The 25287-nt window shown below is 73.3% G+C and carries 24 protein-coding genes; all 24 read left to right on the top strand.

Annotation, left to right across the window (positions count from 1 at the left end):
* Positions 1-49 precede the first annotated feature (49 nt).
* The 24 genes from C1A17_RS00060 (at position 50) to C1A17_RS00170 (ending at position 25241) form a co-directional block, all read left to right on the top strand.
* The gene (locus tag C1A17_RS00060; RefSeq protein WP_101649566.1) at positions 50-979 is read left to right on the top strand and encodes a hypothetical protein; all 930 of its coding nucleotides are present in this window, start codon (positions 50-52) and stop codon (positions 977-979) included.
* Positions 979-2016, top strand: a complete 1038-nt coding sequence (locus tag C1A17_RS00065; protein WP_101649568.1) for an HAD-IIA family hydrolase — start codon at positions 979-981, stop codon at positions 2014-2016. Before C1A17_RS00060 ends, C1A17_RS00065 begins: the two co-directional genes overlap by 1 nt.
* Complete coding sequence (locus C1A17_RS00070) at positions 2009-2212, top strand: hypothetical protein (protein WP_101649570.1); 204 nt, start codon at positions 2009-2011, stop codon at positions 2210-2212. Before C1A17_RS00065 ends, C1A17_RS00070 begins: the two co-directional genes overlap by 8 nt.
* A complete protein-coding gene (locus tag C1A17_RS00075; RefSeq protein WP_219618223.1) occupies positions 2209-3045 on the top strand; it encodes a TlyA family RNA methyltransferase in 837 nt (278 codons plus the stop codon). Before C1A17_RS00070 ends, C1A17_RS00075 begins: the two co-directional genes overlap by 4 nt.
* A complete protein-coding gene (locus C1A17_RS00080) occupies positions 3042-3968 on the top strand; it encodes an NAD kinase (protein ID WP_101649572.1) in 927 nt (308 codons plus the stop codon). Before C1A17_RS00075 ends, C1A17_RS00080 begins: the two co-directional genes overlap by 4 nt.
* Positions 3965-5683, top strand: a complete 1719-nt coding sequence (gene recN / locus C1A17_RS00085) for a DNA repair protein RecN (RefSeq protein WP_101649574.1) — start codon at positions 3965-3967, stop codon at positions 5681-5683. Before C1A17_RS00080 ends, recN begins: the two co-directional genes overlap by 4 nt.
* Positions 5684-5690: 7 nt before the next feature.
* Positions 5691-6938, top strand: coding sequence for a putative cytokinetic ring protein SteA (steA, locus tag C1A17_RS00090; protein WP_101649576.1), 1248 nt, complete (start codon positions 5691-5693; stop codon positions 6936-6938).
* A complete protein-coding gene (locus C1A17_RS00095; RefSeq protein WP_180953166.1) occupies positions 6935-7954 on the top strand; it encodes a copper transporter in 1020 nt (339 codons plus the stop codon). The genes steA and C1A17_RS00095 overlap by 4 nt, the downstream gene beginning before the upstream one ends.
* Complete coding sequence (locus tag C1A17_RS14000; protein ID WP_146000560.1) at positions 7951-8808, top strand: hypothetical protein; 858 nt, start codon at positions 7951-7953, stop codon at positions 8806-8808. The genes C1A17_RS00095 and C1A17_RS14000 overlap by 4 nt, the downstream gene beginning before the upstream one ends.
* Positions 8805-10472, top strand: coding sequence for a murein biosynthesis integral membrane protein MurJ (murJ, locus tag C1A17_RS00100; RefSeq protein WP_180953167.1), 1668 nt, complete (start codon positions 8805-8807; stop codon positions 10470-10472). Before C1A17_RS14000 ends, murJ begins: the two co-directional genes overlap by 4 nt.
* 88 nt (positions 10473-10560) lie before the next feature.
* Positions 10561-11751, top strand: coding sequence for a glycosyltransferase family 4 protein (locus C1A17_RS00105; RefSeq protein ID WP_101649582.1), 1191 nt, complete (start codon positions 10561-10563; stop codon positions 11749-11751).
* A 35-nt stretch (positions 11752-11786) separates the two neighbouring features.
* Positions 11787-12968, top strand: coding sequence for a glycosyltransferase family protein (locus C1A17_RS00110; RefSeq protein ID WP_245873327.1), 1182 nt, complete (start codon positions 11787-11789; stop codon positions 12966-12968).
* Between the two features lie 35 nt (positions 12969-13003).
* The gene (locus C1A17_RS00115) at positions 13004-14671 is read left to right on the top strand and encodes a CTP synthase (RefSeq protein WP_180953168.1); all 1668 of its coding nucleotides are present in this window, start codon (positions 13004-13006) and stop codon (positions 14669-14671) included.
* Between the two features lie 4 nt (positions 14672-14675).
* Positions 14676-15308: an NUDIX domain-containing protein gene (locus C1A17_RS00120; RefSeq protein ID WP_101649584.1), complete on the top strand. Its 633-nt coding sequence runs from the start codon at positions 14676-14678 to the stop codon at positions 15306-15308.
* 10 nt (positions 15309-15318) lie between these two features.
* Positions 15319-16299 (top strand): site-specific tyrosine recombinase XerD, encoded by a 981-nt coding sequence (gene xerD, locus C1A17_RS00125; RefSeq protein WP_101649586.1) that lies wholly within the window; start codon positions 15319-15321, stop codon positions 16297-16299.
* Positions 16300-16338: 39 nt separating this feature from the next.
* Entirely contained in the window at positions 16339-17223 is an 885-nt protein-coding gene (locus C1A17_RS00130; RefSeq protein ID WP_245873329.1) for a ParA family protein, read from the top strand.
* Positions 17224-17309: 86 nt separating this feature from the next.
* Positions 17310-18089, top strand: coding sequence for a segregation and condensation protein A (locus C1A17_RS00135; RefSeq protein ID WP_245873457.1), 780 nt, complete (start codon positions 17310-17312; stop codon positions 18087-18089).
* Entirely contained in the window at positions 18082-18711 is a 630-nt protein-coding gene (gene scpB / locus C1A17_RS00140; protein ID WP_101649591.1) for an SMC-Scp complex subunit ScpB, read from the top strand. The genes C1A17_RS00135 and scpB overlap by 8 nt, the downstream gene beginning before the upstream one ends.
* A gap of 216 nt (positions 18712-18927) precedes the next feature.
* The gene (locus C1A17_RS00145) at positions 18928-19755 is read left to right on the top strand and encodes a pseudouridine synthase (protein ID WP_101649592.1); all 828 of its coding nucleotides are present in this window, start codon (positions 18928-18930) and stop codon (positions 19753-19755) included.
* Entirely contained in the window at positions 19752-20849 is a 1098-nt protein-coding gene (locus C1A17_RS00150; RefSeq protein WP_101649594.1) for a prephenate dehydrogenase, read from the top strand. The genes C1A17_RS00145 and C1A17_RS00150 overlap by 4 nt, the downstream gene beginning before the upstream one ends.
* The gene (gene cmk, locus C1A17_RS00155; protein WP_101649596.1) at positions 20846-21511 is read left to right on the top strand and encodes a (d)CMP kinase; all 666 of its coding nucleotides are present in this window, start codon (positions 20846-20848) and stop codon (positions 21509-21511) included. Before C1A17_RS00150 ends, cmk begins: the two co-directional genes overlap by 4 nt.
* A complete protein-coding gene (gene der, locus C1A17_RS00160) occupies positions 21504-23048 on the top strand; it encodes a ribosome biogenesis GTPase Der (protein ID WP_101649598.1) in 1545 nt (514 codons plus the stop codon). The genes cmk and der overlap by 8 nt, the downstream gene beginning before the upstream one ends.
* A complete protein-coding gene (locus C1A17_RS00165; protein WP_101649600.1) occupies positions 23045-24517 on the top strand; it encodes an AI-2E family transporter in 1473 nt (490 codons plus the stop codon). Before der ends, C1A17_RS00165 begins: the two co-directional genes overlap by 4 nt.
* Positions 24518-24623: 106 nt before the next feature.
* On the top strand, positions 24624-25241 hold the full coding sequence (locus C1A17_RS00170) for an L-threonylcarbamoyladenylate synthase (protein WP_101649602.1): 618 nt from the start codon (positions 24624-24626) through the stop codon (positions 25239-25241).
* Positions 25242-25287 lie beyond the last annotated feature (46 nt).

The raw sequence follows: 25287 nt of genomic DNA on the forward strand, positions 1-25287 counted from the left end.
GAGGTTCGCCGTCTCCCGGGCCGGTCGCGTCGGCGCCGTCCGCGAGGCCATGGGCCTCGTCGCCTACCAGCTCGAGAAGTACGACGAAGCGGTGCGCGAGCTGCGCACCCACCGCCGGATCACCGGGTCGACCGACAACCTCGCACTCCTCGCCGATGCCGAGCGCGGCCGCGGCAGGCCCGCGAAGGCGCTCGAGCTCATCGCCGAGGTCGACGCTGCGGACGTCCCGCCGGAGCTCTGGACCGAGCTCATGATCGTCGCCGCCGGCGCGCACACCGACGCGGGCGACATCCGGGCCGCCCGCGCGCTCCTCGAGGAGCAGAGCTTCACCGGCAGCGCCTCCGGGGCGACGGTGCGCCTGATGTCGGCGTACGCCGACATCCTCCGGATCGACGGCGAGCCGGAGACCGCGGACAAGTACGAGGAGCTCGCCCGCCGCACCGCGAGGGCGACGAACACGTTCTTCGGCGACGAGGAGCCCGACCCCAACGCGGGTGTCGAGATCATCACCATCGAGGCGATCGAGGACGAGCCGGAGGACGGCGAGCCGGAGCAGGCCGGGTCCGAGGATGCCGGGCCGGAGGATCCCGGGTCCGAGGAGGACGCCGCGGAGCCGATGGGCGATGACGACCTCGCCGCGGCCCCGCAGAGCTTCCGGGACGAGGTCGAGGCCGAGGTCGACGAGATCCTCGCCGAGGCCGGCATCGGTGCCGATGACGCCGAACCCGAGAGCGCCTCGGCGCCGGACGTCGCTCCCGAGCGCGAGTCGGTGGCCGAACCTGCTCCCGAGCCCGAGCCCGTCTCCGTGGTCGAACCCGAGTCGACCGACGAGCCCGCTCCTGAACCCGCTCCCGTGCCCGAGTCCAGTGACGCATCCGCGGGCGCGTCCGAGCCCGCGGACGCCGAGGACGAGAAGGACGAGCAGCGGCGCCGTCAGGACGAGGACGACGAGATGACCGCTCCGCTGTTCGATCTCTGATGAGCACGCCTTCCTCGCAGCCCACGCCCGCCCCCACGGATCCGGACACCGCCCCCGGTGCGGACACCGGGTTCGATTCGGTGCTCCTCGACCTCGACGGGGTCGTCTACGCGGGACCGCACGCCGTGCCGGGAGCGGTCGAGGCGCTCACCGCGCTCGGCGAGCGCGACATCCCGTTCGGCTTCGTCACGAACAACGCCTCGCGCGGTGCCGCGGAGATCTCCGATCACCTCGTCGAGCTCGGACTGCCCTCCCGGCCCGAGCTCGTCACGACCTCGGCGCTCGTCGCCGCCCGCGCGATGGCCGCGGAGATCGGCGCCGGGTCCCGCATCCTCGTCGTCGGCAGTCCGGCACTGCGCTCGCTCGTCGACGAGGCCGGCTTCACCGTCGTCGACTCCGCCGCGGACGACCCCGACGCCGTCGTCCAGGGCTTCTTCCGGGACATCTCGTGGCACGACATCGCCGAGGCGTGCGTCGCGGTGGCCGCCGGTGTCGACTGGTGGGCGACCAACCGCGATCTCACCATGCCGACGGAGCGCGGGCTGCTGCCCGGCAACGGGGCCTTCGTCCGCATCGTCGCCGACACCACCGGGCGCGAACCCCGGGTCACCGGGAAGCCCGCCGCGCTCATGCTCGAGTCCGCCGCGCAGTCGATCGGCGGGACCCGCCCGCTCATGATCGGCGACCGGCTCGACACCGACATCGCCGGAGCGCGCGCGGCCGGGTACGCCTCCGCCCTCGTCCTCACCGGGATCCACGACATCCGCGATGCGCTCTCCGCACCGGTCGAGCACCGGCCGGACCGGGTCATCGCCGACCTCACCGCCCTCCTCGAACCCGCACCGCGGGTGAGCACGGATCCGGACGCGGCGCGCGCGACGTGCGGCGAGGGCGCGGTCAGGCTCGACGGCGGCACGCTGCGCGCCTCCGGTCCGCCCGTCGACGCGGCGAACGCCGCTCTCGGGCTCCTCGCCGCGCTGCCCGCCGACACCGAGCTCGCGCTCGATCCCGCGTTCCCCCGGAGGGCCGATGGCTGAGCACACCCCCGGCACCGCACCGCAGCCGATCCCGTCGCCCGGCGCGGTGCCGAACCCCGCGCAGGCCGCCGGCCGCCTCGACACTGCGGGCTGGCAGGACGCTCTCGATCGCCTCGCGGATCTCGAACCTGCCGCCTCGCTCGCCGCCGCCGAGGACCTGCTCGCCGACCTCGAGCAGGGGCTCCGCTCCCTGTGAGCGGCCCGCCCGCGATCCGCCTCGACACCGCGCTCGTCGAGCGCGGCCTCGCCCGCTCCCGCACCCGCGCCGCCCGCGAGATCGCCGCCGGGCGGGTCACCGTCGACGGCGCGGTCGTGACGAAGCCCTCGCACCCCGTCCACTCGGGGAACGCACTCGAGATCCGGGCCGCCGACCCCTGGGTCGCCCGCAGCGCCCACAAGCTCCTCGGGGCGCTCGAGGATCTCGACCTCGGGGAGGCCCCCGCCGGAGCGGTATGCCTCGACGCCGGCGCCTCGACCGGCGGCTTCACCCAGGTCCTCCTGGCCCGCGGTGCCCGGCGGGTCCACGCGATCGACGTCGGTCACGACCAGCTCGCCCCCGAGCTCCGCGCCGACCGGCGCGTCCACTCTCTCGAGGGGCACAACCTCCGCGCTCTCGAACCGGCGTGGCTCGCTCCCGACGCCGCCGTCGACCTCGTCGTCGCCGACGTCTCCTTCATCTCGCTCACCCTCCTCGTCGGCCCCCTCCTCGCGGTGACGCGCCCGGGCGGACTGCTCCTCCTCATGGTCAAGCCGCAGTTCGAGCGCAGCCGCGCCGCCCTCGACCGGCACGGGGTCGTCCACCGTTCGGAGGAGCGCGCGGAGGCGGTCATCGGCGTGGTCGAGGCGCTCGCCGAACTCGGCGCCGAGGTCCACGACTGGGCCCCCTCGCGACTGCCCGGACCGGCCGGCAACCGGGAGTACTTCGTGTGTGTTCGCGCCCCGCTGTCGGTAGGATCGTCCTCAGCGCCGCCGCGGCCCCGGGTCGAGGCGGCCGACATCCGCCGCCGCATGAGTGAGGAGCAGACGTGACCCGCACGATCGTCGTCGTCCTCCACCCGCATCGCGGCGACGCCCGCTCCGCCGCGCTCCACGTGTGCCGGACCCTCGACGGCGACGGCATCCGCCCGGTCATGCTCGAATCCGAGTACCGGTCGCTCGTCGCCTACACCGGAGTGCCGGAGACCGCGATCGAGGTCGTCCCCGACAACGAGCTCGACTGCCTCGCGCGCGGCTGCGAGCTCGTCATGGTGCTCGGAGGCGACGGCACGATCCTCAAGGCCGCCGAGCGCTTCCACCACTCCGGGGTGCCGATCATGGGCGTCAACCTCGGTCACGTCGGCTTCCTCGCCGAGAGCGAGCGCGAGGACCTCGCCGAGGCCGTCCATCGCGCCTCCGCCCGCGACTACACCGTCGAGGAGCGGATGGCGCTCGACATCACCGTGTACGACCGCGACGCCGTCATCCACCGCACGTGGGCCCTCAACGAGGCGACGATCGAGAAGAGCGAGGACTGCCGGATGATCGACCTCGTGCTCGGGGTCGATTCCCGGCCGGTGTCGAGCTTCGGGTGCGACGGCGTCATCCTCGCCACCCCGACCGGCTCCACCGCCTACGGCTTCTCCGCCGGCGGTCCCATCGTGTGGCCCGACGTCGAAGCGCTCCTCATGGTCCCGATCAGCGCCCACGCGCTGTTCGCCAAGCCGCTCGTCGTGTCCCCGGCCGCCCGCCTCGGCGTCGAGTTCCTCCCGTCCGCCCCGGGGGTCGGCGCCGTCCTGTGGTGCGACGGCCGGCGCGAGATCGACATCCCGCCCGGCGCCCGCATCGAGGCCGCCCGCTCGCAGACCCCGGTCGCGCTCGCCCGTCTCAACACGAGTCCCTTCACCGACCGGCTGGTGGCGAAGTTCCAGCTCCCGGTCACCGGCTGGAGGGGACCGGTGAGGAACCCGCAGTGATCGTCTCGCTGCACCTCGAGAACCTCGGCGTGATCCCCGCCGCCGACGTCGAGCTGTCACCCGGCCTCACCGTCGTCTCGGGGGAGACCGGCGCCGGGAAGACGATGTTCGTCACCGCCCTCGACCTGCTCACCGGTGCCCGCGCGGAGACGCACGTGGTCCGCGCCGAGGCCGAGCGCGCCGCGGTCGAAGGCGTGTTCGACCTCTCCGGGACCGATCCCGCGGTCGCCGCCCGGATCGTCGAGGCCGGGGGAGAGGCCGAGGACGAGGCGATCCTCGCCCGCATCATCCCGCGCACCGGCCGGGCGCGCGCCACTGCGGGCGGGCGCACCGTGCCGCTCGGCGTGCTCCGGGACGCCGGTGCCGGCCTCGTGAGCATGCACGGCCAGTCCGAGCAGATGACCCTGCGGCAGGCCGCGACCCAGCGCGAGCTCCTCGACACCGCGGGCGGGCCGCCGGTGGCCGCGGCGCTCGACGAGTACCGCACCGCCTACGCCGCCTGGCGGGACGTCACCGCGGAGCACGCCCGGCTGCAGGCCACCGCGACGGAGCGTGCCGAGCGGATCGCCTTCCTCACCACGAGCCTCGAGACGATCGACCGGATCCGGCCGCAGCCCGGTGAGGACGCCGAGCTCTCCGCTCTCGCGGCCCGCCTCGGCGCGGCCGAGGACCTCACCTCCGCCGTCTCCGCAGCCCACGACCTGCTCGTCGGGAGCGACTGGGAGGAGACGGCCAACGCCGCCGACCTCATCAACCGGGCCGCCGCCGAGGTGTCCCGCGCCGCCGCCACCGACGACACCCTGAGCCCGCTCGCCGCCGCCGTCACCGACGCCGCCCTGCGCGTCTCCGACACCGCCGCGGAGCTCTCCGGCTACCTCGAGGAGTTCGAGGACCTCGGTGCGATGTCGCTCGAGGACGCCGAGGCCCGCCGTGCCGAGCTCGGCTCGCTGTCCGCGTTCGGCCCCGACGTCGAGGCCGTCCTCGACTTCGAACGGCGCGCCGGCGCCGAGCTCCTCGAGCTCGAGGGCTCGGAGAGCTCGCTCGCGGACATGGACGCCCGCGTCGCGGCGGCCGGCGCCGAGGTCGAGCGCACCGGCTCCGCGCTCCGCGCGGCCCGCGAGCACGCCGCCGCGGAGTTCTCCTCCGCCGTCGCCGCGGAGCTCGCGGCGCTGTCCATGCCGCGGGCGCGGATCGGCTTCGAGATCGCGCCGGCGGAGCCGCATGCGCTCGGTGCCGACACCGTCCGGATGCTCTTCACCGCCCATGACGCCGCGGCGCCCGGTGACATCGGGAAGCTCGCCTCCGGCGGCGAGCTCTCGCGCGTGATGCTCGCGATCGAGGTCGTCAAGGCCGCCCGCACCGCGTTCCCGACCTTCGTGTTCGACGAGGTCGACGCCGGGGTCGGCGGCCGGGCCGCGATCGAGATCGGCCGCCGCCTGGCTCTCCTCGCCCGGCGCTCCCAGGTCATCGTCGTCACCCACCTCGCCCAGGTCGCCGCGTGGGCCGACCAGCACCTGACGATCGTCAAGGACGATGCCGCGGCGGGCGCGGTGTCGGGGGTGCGCGCTCTCGACCGCGACGGCCGTCTCACCGAGCTCGCCCGGATGCTCGGCGGCATGTCCGACTCCGACAGCGCACGCGAGCACGCCGCGGAGCTGCTCGACACCGCACGCGCGGAGAAAGCCGGGTTCGGACCGGGCGGCGTGTCAGAATGAGTGGACCATGAGACTGCGCAAGGGTCGAGAGACCATCCCCACCGACACCCTCGTCGGACCCGCCAAGGTGCGTGCGGATCCGCGCACCAAGGACCTGACCAAGCGCCTGCAGCCCGGCGAGATCGCGGTGATCAGCCACTCCGACATCGACCGGGTGTCCGCCGAGGCTCTCGTCGCCTGCCGACCGGCCGCGGTCGTCAACTGCGAGCACTCGATCTCCGGCCGGTACCCCAACCTCGGCCCCCGGATCATCGTCGAAGCCGGGATCCCGCTCGTCGACGGCGCCGGCGACGGCGTGCTCGAGGCGGTCACCGAGGGGGAGGAGCTCACCCTCCACGACGGCGAGCTCCGGCGCGGCGAGGAGATCGTCGCGACCGGCCAGGTGCAGACACTCAGCCGCATCGAGCGCTCGATGAAGGACGCCGAGGCGGGGATGAGCACCGTCCTCGTCGACTTCGTCGAGAACACCATCGAGTACATCCGCAAGGACTCGGACCTGCTCGACGAGGAGATCGTCGTCCCGCACGTCCGCACCGACTTCACCGATCGACAGGCCCTCATCGTGGTGCGCGGGTACCACTACAAGGAGGACCTCGCGATGCTCAAGCCCTACATCCGCGAGTACCGGCCGATCCTCATCGGGGTCGACGGCGGCGCCGACGCGATCCTCGAGGCCGGGCACACCCCGGACATGATCGTCGGCGACATGGACTCGGTGTCCGATGCCGCGCTCACCTCGGGCGCGGAGCTCGTCGTCCACGCCTACCGGGACGGCCGCGCCCCCGGCGTCGAGCGCCTCCAGGCGCTCGACCTCGAATGCGTGCTGTTCCCCGCCTCGGGCACCTCGGAGGACATCGCGATGCTCCTCGCCGACGACAAGGGCGCCCAGCTCATCGTCGCCGTGGGCACCCACGACACCGTCATCGAGTTCCTCGACAAGGGCCGGCGCGGCATGGCCTCGACGTTCCTCACCCGTCTCCGCGTGGGCTCGAAGCTCGTCGACGCGAAGGGCGTGTCCCTGCTCTACCGGCAGCGGATCTCCAACTCCCAGCTGTGGCTCCTCGCGCTCGCCGGTCTGCTCGCCGTCATCGTCGCGATGTCCGCGACCGCGGCCGGGCAGACGTTCCTCGGCCTCATCGCCGCGCAGTTCGACGGCATCGCACGCTGGTTCCAGGGCCTGTTCGGCGCGGACCCGGCCGCCGACGTCGCCGCCCGGGGGCTCGCCCCTCTCCTCACAGGAAGAGTTCCTCTGTGATCGATTTCCGGTACCACCTCGTCTCGCTGATCTCGGTGTTCCTCGCGCTCGCCGTGGGGATCGTGCTCGGCGCCGGCCCCCTCCAGCAGCCGATCGGCGACTCCCTGCAGAGCCAGGTCGAGGCGCTCCGCACCGACCGCGACAGCCTCCGCACCGAGGTCGACGAGGCCCGCGCGACGATCGACGAGCTCAACGAGTACGTCACCGCCTCCGCGCCCGATCTGCTCGCCGATTCGCTCAGCGGCGAGAGCGTCGCGCTCGTCAGCGCCCCGGGAGCCGACGCCGACGCCGCCGCCTCCCTCGAGGAGCGCGTCACCCAGGCCGGCGCCGAGGTCGCGGTCCAGCTGTCCCTCGCGGAGACCGCGCTCGATCCCAAGGGCGCCGGCGAGCTGCTCGAGACCCTCCAGGGGATCGACCCGACCCTGCCCGAAGGCGGGGCGGAGGCCCTCACCGCCGCGCTCGCCCGCGCCCTCACCGCCGGGGCGACGGAGGCGGAGGCACCCGGCGACGAGGCGCAGGCCGGGTCCGAGACCGCTCCGACCGGCGAGCCGACCGAGGCCGGAACCCCCGCCGGACCCACCACCTACACCGCGGACCAGGCCGCCGAGGTCATCGCCGCGTTCTCCGGCGACGGACGGCTCACCGGCGGCGAGTACGCTCCCGCGACCGCGATCGTGCTCATCGCCCCGGTCGCCGCGGAGACCGATGCCGCGGCGCAGGCCACGGAATCGACGGCCCCGCCGCAGGGCGAGACCGGCACCGCCGAGGCCGCGCTCGCCGCCGCGCTCGCGCAGGACGCGCCGACCGTCGTCGCCGGATCGCTCGACTCGGCCGAGCGCGGACTCCTCGCCGCGCTGCGCTCCGACGACTCCGGCATCACCACCGCCGACGGCCTCGAGCTCACCGCCGGACCGATCATCACGACCCTCGCCGTCGAGCAGGCCCTCACCGGCGAGCCCGGGGCGTTCGGGTTCGCCGACAGCGCGCAGGCGGTCATCCCGGGAGCCGGGGGATGATCGGGCGCCTCGTGCTCGCCGCCGTCGGCGGCGCCATCGGATTCGGGACCGCCCGCGCGGTCGCCGCCGGCCGTCCCGTGCTCGACCCGCAGGGCCGGCTCGACCGCCCCAACCACTCGGGCGCGACCGTCTCCCTCATCGAGGGTCCCGCCGTCGCCGCCGGCCTCACCGCGGTCGCGCTCGCCGCGGCCCGCCCCCGTGACCGGTTCGCCGCGGTGAGCACCACCGCGGCCGCCGGCCTGCTCGGATGGGTCGACGACGTCCTCGAGACCGGCTCCGCGAAGGGCCTGCGCGGACACCTGAGCGCACTGGCCCGCGGGGAGATCACCACCGGCGGCCTCAAGGTGCTCGGCATCCCCGCCGTCTCCCTCCTCGCCGCCGCCGTCGCCCGGGACCCTGCGCCGCTGCTCGGCTCGCGGCTCCTCGGCCGCTGCGTCGACACCGTGCTCGCCGGCGGCGTCGTCGCCGGCTCCGCGAACCTCCTCAATCTCCTCGACCTGCGGCCCGGCCGCGCCCTCAAGGCCGGTGTGATCGCAGTCGCGCTCGGGCCCGTCGGCTCCGGGTCGGCCGCGCTCCTCGGCGGCGGCATCCTCGGCACCGCGGCCGCAACCGCGCCCGACGACCTCGCCGGGCGGACGATGCTCGGCGACACCGGGGCGAACGCGCTCGGCGCCGCGCTCGGCGTCCGGACCGCCCTGCAGGCCGGGCGCGGAGAGCTGCTGGGCACCCTGGCCCTCCTCGTCGCCCTCACGCTGGCGAGCGAGAAGGTGTCGTTCACCCGCGTCATCGAGGCCACGCCGGGACTCCGCGAGCTCGATGCCTGGGGCCGCCGCCCCGCCGACCCCGGCCCGTGACCTCCCGCTGGATCCGGCTGCTCGCGAGCGCGGCGCTCGCGGTCTCGGTCATCACCCTGCTCTCGCGCCTCGTCGGGTTCGCCCGCTGGCTCGTGTTCTCCCCGACGGTCGGCGCCGGTGCGGTCGGCACCGCCTACCAGACCGCCAATCAGGTGCCGAACATCCTCTACGAGGTCGTCGCCGGCGGAGCGCTCGCCGGCGCCGTCGTACCGCTGCTCGCCGCACCGATCGCCCGGGCGGACCCGCGCACGGTGTCGCGCATCGCCTCGGCGCTGCTGACCTGGTCGATCACCCTCACCCTGCCGCTCGCGGTGCTCGTCGCGGTGCTGCACCGGCAGATCGCGGGGTTCTTCGTGCCGCCGGACACCGCGGCCGGGGCCTACGCCGGGGACTTCCTCCTCATGTTCGCCCCGCAGCTCGTCCTCTACGCGATCGGCGCGGTCCTCACCGGAGTGCTCCAGGCCCACCGGCGGTTCCTCTGGCCGGCGTTCATGCCGCTCCTCTCGAGCCTCGTCGTCATCGCGACCTACCTCGCCTACGGAGCGGTAGCGACCGATCCCGAGGCCGCCGGCCCCGGGCCCCTCGCCCTGCTCGGCTGGGGGACCACCGCCGGGGTGGCGATGCTCGCCCTGCCGCTCGCCCTGCCCGCCGCGCGCACCGGCGTCCGGCTGCGGCCGGTCTGGCGCTTCCCCGCCGGCGTGGCCCCCCGGGCAGGCCGCCTCGCCACCGCGGGCATGTCCGCGCTCCTCGCCCAGCAGATCGCTGTCCTCCTCGTGCTGCGGGTGTCGAACCACGTGGGCGGCACCGGCGTGTTCGTCGTCTTCAGCTACATCCAGGCCGTCTACCTCCTGCCCTATGCGGTGCTCGCGGTGCCGATCGCCACCGTCGTGTTCCCGACGCTCAGCCGGCAAGTCGCCCGCGGTGCGGAGGAGGTCGCGGGCACGGTCGCGACGACCACCGGGATGATCATCCGGGTCGGCTTCGCCGGCGCCGTCGTCCTCGTCGCCGCCGCCGCCCCGCTCGCCGCGTTCTTCTCCTCCTTCGACGCCGCCGGGCAGAACCCGGACGTGCCCTTCGGGGCGATGGCCGCAGGCATCGTGCTCATCGCCCTCGCGGTTCCGGGCTGGTGCATGGTGGCGTGGGCCTCCCGCGTGTTCTACGCGCTCGAGCATTCGCGCTTCGCGGCGATCGGCACGACGACGGGGTGGATCCTCGTCGCCGGCACCGTCGCGCTCGGGGCGCTCGGGCTGCCCGCCCTCACCGCGGGCCCCGCGACGCTCACCGCGGGCGAGGCGACCCTCCTCCTCGTGTGCGCCGGGCACGCCGTCGGGATGATCGTCGCGGGCGTCCTCCTCGTCGTCTTCATCCGGCGCGCCGCGGGGCCCGCCGCGCTGCGCGAAGCCCCCGGCGGGGCGCTCCGCACGCTCGTCCTCGCGGCGGTCGCCGCCGCAGGCGCCGCGTGGCTCTCGCACCTCCTCCTCGCGGCCTTCGCCGGGCTGCCGGAGACCCTCGGCCCGGTGTTCGCCGGGGTGCTCTCCGCCCTCGCGGGCCTCGCCGTCCTCGGGGCGGGCCTCTTCGCGTTCGACCGGGACCTGCTCCGCGACGGTCTGCGGCTCACCGCCTCCCGCGGCGCCGATGACGACCGGGGTCCGGCCGCGGGGTGAACCGGGTCGGCGGCGACCGCCCCGCCGGTGCGAATCCGCCGCCGGGATTGGATAGGCTGGGGACCGAGGACGACGAGAAGGAGGAGCGGTGACCGGGATCGCCGGATCGGCACGGGACACGCACGGCGCGGCGCAGGAGCGCCCGCTGCGGATCCTCCTCGTCCTCGCGACCTCCACCGGCGGCGTCGGCACCCACGTCGCCGCGCTCGCCCGCGAGTACGCGGCCGCCGGACACTCCGTCGGCATCATCGGACCCGCTGCCACGGAGGAGCACTTCGGCTTCACGTCCCATCCGGGCGTGCGCTTCGCTCCGCTCGAGCTCGGCACGTCGATCGGGCCGCGCGACTCCGCCGCTCTCGGCCGGCTGAGCCGGCTCATCGTCACCTTCAGCGCCGACATCGTCCACGCCCACGGGTTCCGCTCCGGCGCGGTCGCGCTCGCCGCGCTCGCCCGGATCCGCCGCACCGAGCGCCCCCGCTCCGTCGTCACCTGGCACAACCAGGCCGCCGGCACCGGCGTGCGCGGGATCGCGGAGAAGGCCGTCGAGCGTTTCGTCGCCCGCCGCGCCGACCTCACCGTGGGTGCGAGCGAGGACCTCGTGCTGCGCGCCCGCGCATGCGGCTCCCGTTCCGCCGTGCTCGGCCCGGTCGCCGCTCCCGACGCCCAATTCACCGAGGACGTCAACATCGCCCTCCTGCGCTCCCAGAAGATCCAGGAGCTCGGGCTGCCGCGCGGCTCGGTGCTCGTGCTCGCCGTCGGGCGCATCGCGCCGCAGAAGAACTATCATCTGCTCCTCGACGCGTTCTCCCGGGTCACCGCCGACCATCCGGAGGCCCACCTGCTCATCGCCGGCAGCGCCGACGCCGCGGAGCTCGCCGCGCTCGAGGAGATCGTCGCGCAGAAGCGGCTGCCCGTCCGCTTCCTCGGCCAGCGCTCCGACATCGTCGCCCTCAACCAGGCCGCGGATGTGTTCGTTCTGTCGAGCCGCTGGGAGGCCCGTGCGCTCGTCGTGCAGGAGGCGATGATGGCCGGCCGCGCGATCGTCGCCACCGCCGTGGGCGGGGTGCCCGGGCTACTCGGCGACGCCGGCATCCTCGTCCCGCCGGACGACGCCCCTGCCCTCGCCGCCGCCCTCGACCGCCTCCTCGGCGACCCCGCCGAGCGCTCGCGGTACGGCCGTGCGGCCGCCCTCGCCGCCGTCGACCTCCCGCGCGAGCCCGAGGTCGCCGACACCCTCGTCCACCACTACCGCGCCGTCCTCGCCCAGGACCGGCGGTAGGCTGAAACGCACACCATCCGAACGTGAGGACTCCCATGAGCACGACCGCGCCGACCGCCGCCCCGGACCCCCAGGCACCGGGGCACGCCCCCGAGGTCCCCGTCCTGCCGGCGGACGCCCGGATCCTCCATGTGCTCGCCGAGACCGACGGGGTCATCGGCGAGGTCGCCGTGCTCGCGATCCGCAGCCATCTCCAGGCCGGTTTCAAGGTCGGGGTGGCCGCGCGCCGCCGCGTGCTCGATGCCCTCGACCTCCCTGCCGACGACCCGAACCTCGTCCATCTCGACGTCGACGTGCGCACCGGTCCGCGGCCCGGCGATCCCGGGCGCGCCCACACCCTCCACCGGTACTACCGCCACGTCGACGTCGTCCACGCCCACGGCCTCCACCCCGCCGCGGTCGCCGGCCTCGGCATGACCGGACTGCCCGCGCGCCTGCGCCCCGCGCTCGTCGCGACCGTCGGCCGGTTCGACCCCCGCAGCCCCTTCGCCGCCGCGGACGCCGCGATCGTCGCGCGCACCGCGGCCGTCGTGCTCGGCACCACCGAGCCCGTCGTCGAGCACTTCGCCGAGGACGTCCCCGTCGTGTCCCGGGCCCGGCTGCTCAACCCCGACGTCCGCACCGTCTACGAACCCGTCCGCTCGCGCGCCCAGATCCGCGAGGCGCTCGGCGTGCGCGCCGGCACCGTCGTCGTCGCGGTGCCGCTCGAGCTCACCGACCACCCCGCGCTCACCACCGCCGTCGAGGCGGCCGTCGAGCTCTCCGATCACCGTCCGGATCGGCGCTGGGCCACGGTCTTCACCGGTTCCGGCCGGCTGCGCCAGACCATCCACGACGAGTTCGTCACCCGCCGGAAGGACATCATCCTCGCCGACGTCGTCGCGACCGTCGATGTGGTCGCCGGTGCCGACATCGTCATCGCGGGGGACCGGATGTCGGCGATCGGACCCGAGGGGATCATGCAGCTCGCCCGTCCGGTCGTCCACCTCGGCTCCGCCCGCGGTGCGCGCGCCTGGGGCGACTCGGCCGTCCACGTCGACACCGACGACACCGCCGGGCTGCTCGCGGCGATCGCCCACTACTCCGACTCGCCGGCCGCCCGCGGGACCGCCGGCATCGCCGCCAAGCGCCGGGTCGTCGACATCAGCGGCCACGGGTACCTCGCCGGGGAGCTCCTCGACGTGTACGCCGCCGACGCCCTGCCCCACCGGCGCTGACCGACAGCCGCCCCCACCTGATAGGATCGAGTCCCGTGGTGAATCGATTGAGCACAAGCGGACAGCACGGCACTCGTCACATCTTCGTGACCGGCGGTGTCGCCTCCTCCCTCGGCAAGGGGCTCACGGCTTCCTCGCTCGGGCATCTCCTCGCACAGCGCGGCCTGTCGGTCGCCATGCAGAAGCTCGACCCCTACCTCAACGTCGACCCGGGGACGATGAATCCGTTCCAGCACGGCGAGGTGTTCGTCACCGAGGACGGCGCGGAGACCGATCTCGACATCGGCCACTACGAGCGCTTCCTCGACACCGAGCTCGACGCCGGCGCCAACGTCACCACCGGCCAGGTGTACTCCAACGTCATCGCCAAGGAGCGGCGCGGGGCGTACCTCGGCGACACCGTGCAGGTCATCCCGCACATCACCGACGAGATCAAGTCGCGGATGCGGGCCCAGGCCGAGCGCACCGACGGCGAGGCGCCCGACGTCATCATCACCGAGATCGGCGGCACCGTCGGCGACATCGAGTCGCAGCCGTTCCTCGAGGCCGCGCGCCAGATCCGCCACGACATCGGCCGCGAGAACGTGTTCTTCATCCACGTCTCCCTCGTGCCCTACCTCGGCCCCTCCGGTGAGCTCAAGACCAAGCCCACCCAGCACTCGGTGGCGGCCCTGCGCTCGATCGGCATCCAGCCCGATGCGATCGTGCTCCGCTCCGACCGCGCGCTGCCGGACTCGATCCGCGCGAAGATCGCCTCGTCCTGCGACGTCGAGTTCGAGGCCGTCGTGTCGTGCGTCGACGCGCCGAGCATCTACAACATCCCGCGCGTCCTCCACGACGGCGGGCTCGACGTCTACGTCATCCGCCGCCTCGACCTCGGGTTCCGCGACGTCGACTGGGAGAAGTGGGACCGTCTGCTCGAGCGCGTCCACCACCCCAAGCACACCGTGGAGATCGGACTCGTCGGCAAGTACATCGACCTGCCCGACGCCTACCTGTCGGTGACCGAGGCGCTGCGCCACGGCGGCTTCGACAACGACGCCCGGGTCAACATCCACTGGATCGCCTCCGACGACTGCCAGACCCCGGCCGGCGCCGAGGAGCACCTCGCCGGGCTCGACGCGATCTGCGTCCCCGGCGGCTTCGGCATCCGCGGCATCGAGGGCAAGCTCGGCGCGTTCACCTACGCCCGCACCCGCGGCATCCCGACGCTCGGGCTGTGCCTCGGCCTCCAGTGCATGGTCATCGAGTACGCGCGCAGCGTCACCGGCATCGCCGAGGCGTCCTCGAGCGAGTTCGACCCCGACACGCCCGAACCGGTCGTCGCGACGATGGCCGAGCAGCTCGACTTCGTCGAGGGCGAGGGCGACCTCGGCGGCACGATGCGCCTGGGCACGTACCGCGCCTCCCTGCTGCCGGGCAGCGTCGTCGCCGAGGCCTACGGCTCCGAGGACATCTCCGAGCGCCACCGCCACCGGTACGAGGTCAACAACGCCTACCGCGAGCGCATCGAGGAGAGCGGGCTCGTCGTATCGGGCACCTCGCCCAACGGCCAGCTCGTCGAGTTCGTCGAGCTGCCCGCGGACGTCCACCCGTTCTACGTCGCGACGCAGGCCCACCCGGAGTTCAAGTCGCGTCCCACGAACCCGCACCCGCTGTTCGCCGGGCTCGTGCGCGCCGCTCTCGACCGGCAGACGCCCTGAGCCGATGATCCGCGACGAGTTCGGCGCACCGGAGATCCTCGAGAGTGAGGTCGTCTACCACGGTCTCGTGTGGGACGTCGTCCGCGAGACGTTCCGGCTCCCGGAGTCCTCCGAGCCGATCACCCGCGACTTCGTCGAGCACCCCGGCGCGGTCGCGATCGCCGCCGTCGACGAGCACGCGCGGATCATGCTCATCCAGCAGTACCGCCACCCGATCCGCGCCCGCGAGTGGGAGATCCCCGCCGGACTCCTCGACGTCTCCGGGGAGCCGCCGCACCGCACCGCCGCCCGTGAGCTCGCCGAGGAGGTCGACCTCGAGGCCGCGACGTGGAACGTGCTCGCCGACCAGCTGTCCTCTCCCGGGGGCATCAGCGAGACGCTGCGCATCTACCTCGCCCGCGACATCACCGCGCGCTCGGACGCGTTCGAGCGCGACGACGAGGAGAGCGGCATCGTGCCCCGCTGGGTGCCGCTCGCCGAGGCGAAGGCCGCCGTCGTCGAGGGTCGGATCACCAACGCGACCGCCGCGCTCGGCATCCTCCACGCCGACCTCGCCCTCGCCCGCGGATTCACCGATCTGCGTCCCGCCGACGCCCCCTGGCCGGCGCGCGAGGTGCCCGCGGCGCCCGGCGCCTGAATTCCGGGCCATGGCACGCCGCGGGGCCGAGCTCTTGCCCGACGTCGCCGCGGGACTGCGGCAGCCGGCCGTCGACTACCTCGCCCACCTCGAGCTCGAGCGCGGGCTCAGCCGCAACACCCTCGACGCCTACGCCCGCGACCTCGGGCGCTATCTCACGTGGCTCACCGCGCAGGGGGCCGAGGACTACCGCGGGGTCACCCCCGAGGACCTCCGGACCTTCGTCGCCGCGCTCGCCGACTCCGGGCTCGCGGTGCGCAGCCGGTCCCGGATCACGGTGTCCGTCCGCCGCCTCCACGCCTTCCTCCACGCCGAGGGCCGCACCGAGTCCGACCCCGGGGTCGACGTCCGCCCGCCGGCAGACACCGAGCGGCTGCCCAAGGCGCTGAGCGTGGGGGAGATCGAGGCGCTCCTCGGCACCGTCGTCGGCGACTCGCCGGCCGAGCTGCGCACGCGGGCGCTGCTCGAGCTCCTCTACGCCACCGGGGCCCGGATCAGCGAGGCGGTCGGCCTCGACATCGACGACGTCGACCTCGAGAACCGGATCGTGCGGCTCTACGGCAAGGGGAGCAAGGAGCGGCTCGTGCCGCTCGGCGGCCACGCCGTCCGCGCGCTCGACGCCTGGCTCGTGCGCGGCCGCCCGCAGATGAGCGCAGCCCGCGCACCGCGGGGTCGGGGGAGCGCCGGTGCGCCGGAGCGACGGCAGCGGGCCGGTGCGGTGTTCCTCAACCAGCGCGGCGGCCGGCTGTCGCGCCAGTCGGCGTGGCAGGCGATCCGCACCGCCGCCGAGCGCGCCGGACTCGCCGCGCACGCCTCGCCGCACACCTTCCGCCACTCCTTCGCGACCCACCTGCTCGATGGCGGTGCCGACATCCGCGTCGTCCAGGAGCTCCTCGGGCACTCCTCGGTGACGACCACCCAGATCTACACCCGCGTGACCTCGGAGACGCTCCGCGAGGTGTATGCCACCTCCCACCCGCGAGCGCGATAGGGTGGGGTGCAGCCGAGCACGAGAAAGGTGACTATCCGCGTGGCCGATTCGCAGCAGAGACTCGACATTCCCGGAGCCGAGGGACGGCTCGGTCCCACCGGGCGTCCGATGAAGGACTACCCGGAGCCCGCACCCCTCACCGAGCACGGGCCGGCGCGCATCATCGCGATGGTCAACCAGAAGGGCGGCGTCGGCAAGACCACGTCCTCGATCAACCTCGGTGCCGCGCTCGCGGCGTACGGCCGCCGGGTGCTCCTCGTCGACTTCGACCCGCAGGGCGCGCTCTCGGTGGGCCTGGGCGTCAACCCCTACGACCTCGATCTCAGCATCTACAACGTGCTCATGAGCTCCCGGGTCGATCCGCACGACGTCATTGTCCCCTCGAACGTCGAGGGCATCGACATTCTCCCGGCGAACATCGACCTGTCCGCCGCCGAGGTGCAGCTCGTGGGCGAGGTCGCCCGCGAACAGGTCCTCGCCCGGGCGCTCGCGAAGGTCTCCGGCGAGTACGACGTCATCCTCATCGACTGCCAGCCCTCGCTCGGCCTCCTCACCGTCAACGCCCTCACCGCCGCGCACGGCGTCATCATCCCGCTCGAGACCCAGTTCTTCGCGCTGCGCGGCGTCGCGCTGCTCGTTGAGACGATCGAGAAGGTGCAGGACCGGCTCAACCCCGCACTCCGGATCGACGGGATCCTCGCGACGATGTTCGACGGCCGCACCCTGCACGCGCAGGAGGTCATCGCCCGCGTCATCGAGGCCTTCGGGGACACGGTGTTCGACACCGTGATCAACCGCACGGTGAAGTTCCCCGATGCCTCCGTCGCCGCCGAGCCGATCACCTCCTTCGCGCCCTCGCACTCCGGAGCCGAGGCCTACCGCCGGCTGGCCCGGGAGCTCATCGCCCGGGGTGGGGCCCCCTGAGCACCACCGGGTTCGTCGTCGAGCTGGAGAACTTCTCCGGCCCGTTCGACCTCCTGCTCGGACTCATCGGCAAGCGCAAGCTCGACATCACCGAGGTCGCGCTCTCCGAGGTCACCGACGAGTTCCTCGCCTACGTCTCCGAACTCCGGGGGCGCAGCGGCCTCGAGGAGCTGTCGAGCTTCCTTCTCGTCGCCGCCACCCTGCTCGATCTCAAGACCGCGCGCCTGCTGCCGAGCGGGGAGGTCGAGGACGAGCTCGACCTCGAGCTCCTCGAGGCCCGCGACCTGCTCTTCGCCCGGCTGCTCCAGTACCGCGCCTTCAAAGGGGTGTCCGCGGAGTTCGCCGAGCGGATGGCGGCCGCCTCCACGCGCACCCCGCGCGCGGTTCCGCTCGAGCCGGCGTTCATCGACCTCCTCCCGCCGCTCGAGCTCACCGCCACCCCGCACGCGCTCGCCGCGATCTTCGCCACGGTCCTCCAGCGCGACCACACCCCGCCCACGGTGTCGATCGACCACCTCCATCTGCCCCAGGTGAGCGTGCCCGAACAGCGCTCGCTCATCCTCGCCCGGCTGCGACCGGGGGAGCGCCTCGAGTTCGCCGACCTCGTCGCCGACGCGGAGGACACCCTCGTCGTCGTCGCCCGCTTCCTCGCCCTCCTCGAGCTCTTCAAGGCCGGGCTGTGCGCCTTCGAGCAGCCGGAGCCGCTCGGCCCGCTCGTGATCAGCGGGCTGGAGCCGGAGGCCGGGGATGCGAGCGCCGGGGACGGCGCCGCGGGGGCGGACGGGGAAGGTGCTGCGGACGCCCGCGCCGGGCTCACCGGCACCGGACTCACCGACACCGACGAATGGGAGACCGCCGATGTCTGACAGCGGAACCGAGGCCACAGGGGCGGCCGGAGCGGACCCCGCCGGGGAGGTCCTCGCTGGGGAGGCGGCGGTCGACACGACGCTGCTCACCGCGCTCGAGGCCGTGCTCATGGTTGTCGACGAGCCGCTCGAGTCGGCCGAGGTCGCCCAAGCGCTCGGCATCACCCCGGCCGAGGCGCTCGCCGCGCTCACCGAGCTCGCCGCTGACTACGACGGTGACCGCGGATCCCGCCGCCGCGGCTTCGAGCTGCGCCGCGCGGCCGGCGGCTGGCGCATCTACTCCCGGGCGGACCACCACGGCACGGTCGCGGACTTCATCACCGCCGGCCAGTCCGCGAAGCTCTCCCAGGCCGCCCTCGAGACGCTCGCCGTCATCGCCTACCGGCAGCCGGTGACCCGCGCCCGGATCTCCGCGATCCGCGGCGTCAACGTCGACGGCGTCGTGCGCACCCTGCTCCTGCGCGGACTCATCGTCGAGTCCGGGGCGGACGCCACCTCGGGCGCGGTGCAGTTCGTCACCTCGCGGGTGTTCCTCGAGTCGATGGGCCTCGAGAGCCTCGACGAGCTGCCCGACATCGCCCCCTACCTGCCCGCCGGCGACGACGTCCCCACGGTGGACTGAGGCACCCAGCTGAGGCACCGGTCACCGGGGTTCGACGCCCGGCTGAGGCACCGGTCACCGGGGCACCGATTCCCCGTGAGGTGTCGATCGAGTACGGTTCCCGGGCCGGATCCGTACTGGAACGAAACATGAGCGGCCCCGGGCCGTTTCGCCGGGGCATCGCGTGCCCGGGCCCGTGGTCACCGAAGACCCTGCGAGTTTGAGACAATGGACCCCATGAATGCCTCAGACCCCCGGTCGCCCGGTCACCGCTCCAAGCGCCCCAGCCGCAGGCAGCGCTCGCGGCAGGCCCCCGCCCCGACCGTCGACGCCCACCGGCCCGACGGGGTGCGCCTGCAGAAGATCCTCGCCGAGGCCGGCCTCGGCTCCCGGCGCGCCTGCGAACAGCTCATCACCGACGGCCGCGTCATGGTCGACGGGGAGACGGTGCGCGAGCTCGGCACCCGCATCGATCCGGACACCCAGACGGTGAGCGTCGACACCATGCCGATCACCGCGCACACCGACAAGGTGTACCTCGCCTTCAACAAGCCCGCCGGCGTCGTCACCGCGATGAGCGACCCCGAGGGCCGCCGCTGCCTCGCCGACTACCTCCGCGACCGCCCCGAGCGGCTGTTCCACGTCGGCCGGCTCGACTACGAGACCGAGGGGCTCCTCCTCATCACCAACGACGGGGAGCTGTCCAACCGGCTCACCCACCCCTCGTACGAGATCTCGAAGACTTACCTCGCCGAGGTGCGCGGCCCGGTGCCCAAGGACGCCGGCGCCCGCCTCCGCGAGGGCATCGAGCTCGAGGACGGGATATCCCGCGTCGACTCGTTCAAGCTCGTCGACTCGACGCCCGGCTACGCGCTCGTCGAGGTCGTCCTCCACTCGGGGCGCAATCGGATCGTGCGCCGCCTGTTCGACGCCGTCGGCACCCCGGTCCAGCGGCTCGTCCGCACGCAGTTCGGTCCGATCCCGCTAGCCGAGCAGCGCCAGGGCAAGGTCCGCGACCTGCGCCCCGACGAGGTCGGCGCGCTCATGGAAGCCGTCCGCCTGTGACCCGGGCCCGCGTCCACATCATCGGGACGGGGCTCCTCGGCACCTCGCTCGGCCTCGCGCTGACGAAGGCCGGCCACCCGGTCTCCCTCGCAGACGCGTCTCCGACCGCGGTGCGCCTCGCCGCGGACATGGGGGCCGGGGACGCCTGCGACCCGACCGACCCCGACATCGTCGTCGTCGCCACCCCGCCCGACGTCGCCGCGCGCACGATCGTCGATGCCCTGGGCCGGTGGCCGAGAGCGACCGTCACCGACGTCGCGAGCGTCAAGACCGCGGTCCTCGCCGAGGCCCGCGAGCTCGCCGGGGACCCGGTGCTCGAACGCTACATCGGGTGCCACCCGATGGCCGGCCGGGAGAGGTCGGGGGCGATCGCCGCCCGCGACGACCTCTTCCTCGCCCGCCCCTGGGTCGTGTGCTCCGATGAGGACACCCCGGCCGAGCGCCTCGCCGCGGTCGTCGCCCTCGCCGAGGCGGCCGGTGCGACCGTCGTCCACCTCGACCCCGAGTTCCACGACTCCGCCGTCGCCCGGGTCTCCCATGCCCCGCAGGTGCTCGCCTCGCTCATGGCCGGCCGCCTCAGGGACATGCCCGCCGACGGGGTCGCCCTCGCGGGGCAGGGATTGCGCGACGTCACCCGGATCGCCGCCTCCGACCCCGGGCTGTGGACCCAGATCCTCGCCGGCAACGCCGCCGAGGTGCGCACCGTGCTCAGCGCGGTGCGCGACGACCTCGACGCCCTCATCGACGCCCTCGACCTGCGCTCCGGAGCGCTCGCGACGATCGCCGGGCTCATCGCGGCCGGCAACGAGGGCCACGACCGGATCCCCGGCAAGCACGGCCAGGCCCCGGAGAAGTACTCCTCGGTCACGGTGTTCGTCGACGACACCCCCGGCACCCTGGCCCGGCTGTTCGCCGACATCGGCGACCTCGGCGTCAACGTCGAGGACATCCGCATCGACCACGCCACCGGCATTAAGCTGGGCAGTGTGGACATCTCCGTCATCCCGTCCGCCCAGGTCACCCTCACCGAGGGACTGGCCGCGCGCGACTGGTGGGTGCCGGAGGCAGCGATCGAGCACGAAGGACGAGAATGACAGTCATCGCCATCGACGGCCCCAGCGGAGTCGGCAAGTCGAGCGTCTCCCGCGAGGTCGCCCGACGCAGCGGGTACGGCTACCTCGACACCGGTGCGATGTACCGGGCGGTCGTGTGGCTGTGCCTCAACCGCGGGATCACCGACCCCGGGGACGTCGTCGAGCTCATCCGCGGCGCCGACCTCGAGATCTCCACCGATCCGGATGTCGTCGGCGTCGAGATCGACGGCATCGACGTCACCACGGAGATCCGCGAGCCCGAGGTGTCGGCGAACGCGCAGATCGTGTCCGCCGTGCCCGAGGCCCGCACCGAGCTCATCGAGCTCCAGCGCGCGATCATCGCCCGCGCCGCGCCCGGCATCGTCGTCGAGGGCCGCGACATCACCACCGTCGTCGCTCCCGACGCCGCGGTGCGCATCCTCATGACGGCCGACGAGTCGGTGCGCATCGCCCGCCGCTCGAAGGAGCTCCACGGCACCGCGGACGCCGTCGCTGTCGCCGCCACCCGCTCGTCGATCGTCGACCGCGATGCCAAGGACTCGGCCACGACGAGCTTCCTCACCGCGGCCGACGGCGTCCACACGCTCGACACCACCGACATCGACTTCGAGGAGTCCGTGGCCGCCGTCATGGGTCTCGTCGAGAAGGTCCACCATGACTGACGGCGCCCAGCCCACCGACCGCGACGCGACCGCCGAGGAGTTCCTCGCCCGTCCCGACGAAGACCTCGCCGCGCGCGTCGCCGGGATCGCCGAGGACGAGGCCGAGCAGCGCGCCTCCTCGCTGCGCGCCGGCCTCGAGTCCTACGAGCTCGAGGCCGAGGACCGCGCGCTCCTCACCGCCTTCGAGGACGGCGACTCCGACCTCGCGCCGGAGGGAGCGGCACCCGAGCTCGCCGTCGTCGGGCGGCCCAACGTCGGCAAGTCGACGCTCATCAACCGGATCCTCGGCCGCCGCGAGGCCGTCGTCGAGGACGTCCCCGGCGTCACCCGCGACCGCGTGAGCTACCCCGCGGAATGGAACGGCCGGCCCCTTACCCTCGTCGACACCGGCGGGTGGGACATCGACGCGAAGGGCATGGCCTCGCGGATCGCCGAGCAGGCCGAGATCGCCGTCGAGATGGCCGACGCCGTGGTCTTCGTCGTCGATGCGACCACAGGGCCCACCGCGACGGACGAGCACGTCGTGCGGATGCTTCGCCGGGCCGGCAAGCCGGTCGTGCTCGCTGCGAACAAGGTCGACGACGAGCGCGGTGAGCTCGCCGCTGCGGAACTGTGGTCCCTCGGGCTCGGGGAACCCCACCCGATCTCCGCGATGCACGGCCGCGGGGTCGCCGACTTCCTCGACGTCGTCATCGACGTGCTCCCCGAGGTCTCCGGCGTCGATTCGCTCACCGAGGTCGGCGGTCCGCGGCGCGTCGCGCTCGTCGGCCGCCCCAACGTCGGCAAGTCCTCCCTCCTCAACCGCCTCGTCGGCAGCGAGCGGGTGCTCGTCGACAACGTCGCCGGGACCACCCGGGACCCGGTCGACGAGCTCGTCGAGCTCGGCGGGCGGCAGTGGCGCTTCGTCGACACCGCCGGCATCCGCAAACGGGCCCGGCAGGCGAGCGGCGCGGACTTCTACGCCGCGCTGCGCACCCAGACCGCGCTCGAGCGCGCTGAGGTCGCCGTCGTGCTCCTCGAGGCCGACCAGACGCTGAGCGAGCAGGACGTGCGGATCATCAAGACGGTGACCGAGACCGGTCGCGCCCTGGTCCTCGCCTTCAACAAGTGGGACCTCATGGACGAGGAGCGCCGCCACTTCCTCGAGCGCGAGATCGAGCAGGACCTGCGCCACGTCGACTGGGCCCCGCGGGTGAACATCTCCGCCCGGACCGGTCGCCACGCCGACCGGCTCGTCCCGGCGATGGAGCGCGCGCTCGAGAGCTGGGACACCCGGATCCCGACCGGCCGGCTCAACGCGTTCCTCGGCGAGCTCGTCGCCGCCAATCCGCACCCGGTGCGCGGAGGGAAGCAGCCGCGCATCCTGTTCGGCACCCAGGCCTCGAACCGCCCGCCCAAGTTCGTGCTCTTCACCACCGGGTTCCTCGAGCCCGGCTACCGGCGCTACATCATGCGCCGGCTGCGCGAGACGTTCGGGTTCGAGGGCACGCCGATCGAGATCGGCATGCGGATCCGCGAGAAGCGGAAGCGCCGGTGAGCACCGCGGCCGCCGGAGCGTCTCCCGAGCCGGCCCCGGACGGGGGAGCGGCCGGGAGCGCGTGGCCCCGCTACCTCGTCGTCGTGCTCGGCCTCGCGGGGCTCGCGTACGCGCTCCATTTCTTCCAGACCCTCCAGTCGATCGTCGCGCCGGTGTTCCTCGCGATCAACCTCGTCATCGTCGCCTATCCGCTCCAACGGCTGCTCGTGCGGATCCGCGTGCCGCGCTTCCTCGCCGCGATGGTCACCGTCCTCGTCGTCCTCGTCATCATCTTCGGGTTCTTCGGGCTCACCGCATGGTCGATCGCCGAGCTCGTCCTCGTCATCCCGGAGTACACCGCGGAGATCACCGCGACCTACGAGGAGACGCTCCTCTGGCTCTCGACCCTCGGGGTGACGAGCGGCGTCATCGAGGACCAGCTCGCCGGGTTCGACGTCTCCTCCCTGTTCTCCACCGTCGGCTCGCTGCTGTCGAACGTCGGCCTCGTGCTCACGGCGCTCACCACGGTGGTCATGGCGGTGTTCTTCGTCGCGATGGATTCGATGTCCCTGCCGCGCCGGCTGCAGGTGACCTCGGCCATCCGGCCCCGGTTCGGGCGCGCGATGCAGATCTTCTCCGCCGGTGTGCGCCGGTACTGGATCGTCGCGACGATCTTCGGTCTCATCGTCGCCGTCCTCGACCTCGTGGCGCTGTGGATCATCGGGGTGCCGCTCGCCCTCGTCTGGGGCGTGCTCGCGTTCCTCACCAACTACATCCCTAACATCGGGTTCGTCATCGGCCTCGTCCCGCCGGCGCTCATGGCGCTCGTCAGCGGCGGCTGGTGGGACGCGCTGTGGGTCGTCATCGCGTACTCGGTGCTCAACTTCGTCATCCAGTCGATCATCCAGCCGAAGTTCACCGGCGAATCGGTGGGCGTCACCCCGTTCATGTCGTTCCTCTCGCTCCTGTTCTGGTACTGGGTGCTCGGCTGGATGGGCGCCCTGCTCGCACTCCCCGCGACGCTGCTGCTCAAGGCGCTCCTCGTCGACGCGGACCCGCAGGCTCGCTGGATCAACAACCTCATCGCCTCGGACCTGTCGACCGGATCCGGCCTGCCGGTCCGTCCCGAACGCGCGGCGCACGGGATCACCGGCCGCACGGTCATCGTGCCGCCGGATCCGGAGGCGTTCGCCGCTCTCGGGCCGGCGGCGGGGGCCTCGGGTGCGGCAGGAGCGCAGGAGTCGGATGCCCGTTCGGCGGGCGACGGCGGGATCCGCCCGGCGGATCAGGCCGCAGCGAGCACAGCGGCGGGGGACTCGGCGGTGACCGGCGTCGCCGCCTCGGGCACGGACGGCACCGGTGAGTGGCCGGCGGTCGAGGAGCCGGCGCCCGAGGAGCTCGTCATGGGCACGCCCATGCTCCGGCCCCCGGAACAGGTCGCCGACGAGACCCCGGCGCCCGAGGACGAGGACCCGGGCGAGCGAATCTGAGAGGCCCGCGGCACGGTCGCGGGCATGCTCTGCTGCGTCCGGGGGCGCCCCCGCACCGGGTCGGCGTCGACCCGCACCGCCTCCGCCGGTGTGGGTACCATGGCGTATGGCCGAAATCCTCGAGATCCACCCCGACAACCCGCAGCCCCGGCTCATCCGGAAGGTCGCCGAGGTCATCGCCTCGGGCGGGCTCGTCGCCTATCCCACCGACTCGTGCTACGCGATCGGGTGCGCGCTCGACAACAAGCAGGGGATCGAGCGGATCACCCGGATCCGCGATCTCGACTCCAAGCACCACTTCACCCTGATGTGCGACGACTTCGCGCAGCTCGGGCAGTTCGTCATCGTCGACAACTCCGCGTTCCGCACGATCAAGTCACTCACCCCCGGGCCGTACACCTTCATCATGAAGGCGACGAAGGAGGTGCCGCGGCGCATGATGCATCCGAAGAAGCACTCGGTGGGTGCCCGGATCCCGCAGAACCGTACGGCGCTCGCGCTCGTCGACGAGGTCGGCGAGCCGATCCTGTCGTCCACGCTCCTCCTGCCCGGAGCCGAGGATCCGCTCACCCATGCGGAGGACGTGCAGGACGAGATCGGCCGCGACGTCGACGTCATCATCGACTCCGGGGTCCCCGGGGTGACGCCGACGACCGTCATCGACTTCACCGAGGGGGCGCCGATCGTCCGTCGCGAGGGGGCCGGCCCCACCGACCGCTTCTAGAGTGCAATTTCCGAAGGTTCCTGGGAACGAATCCGCCGTTCTTCGC

This window comes from Brevibacterium ihuae, from assembly GCF_900184225.1.
Lineage (GTDB): Bacteria > Actinomycetota > Actinomycetes > Actinomycetales > Brevibacteriaceae > Brevibacterium > Brevibacterium ihuae.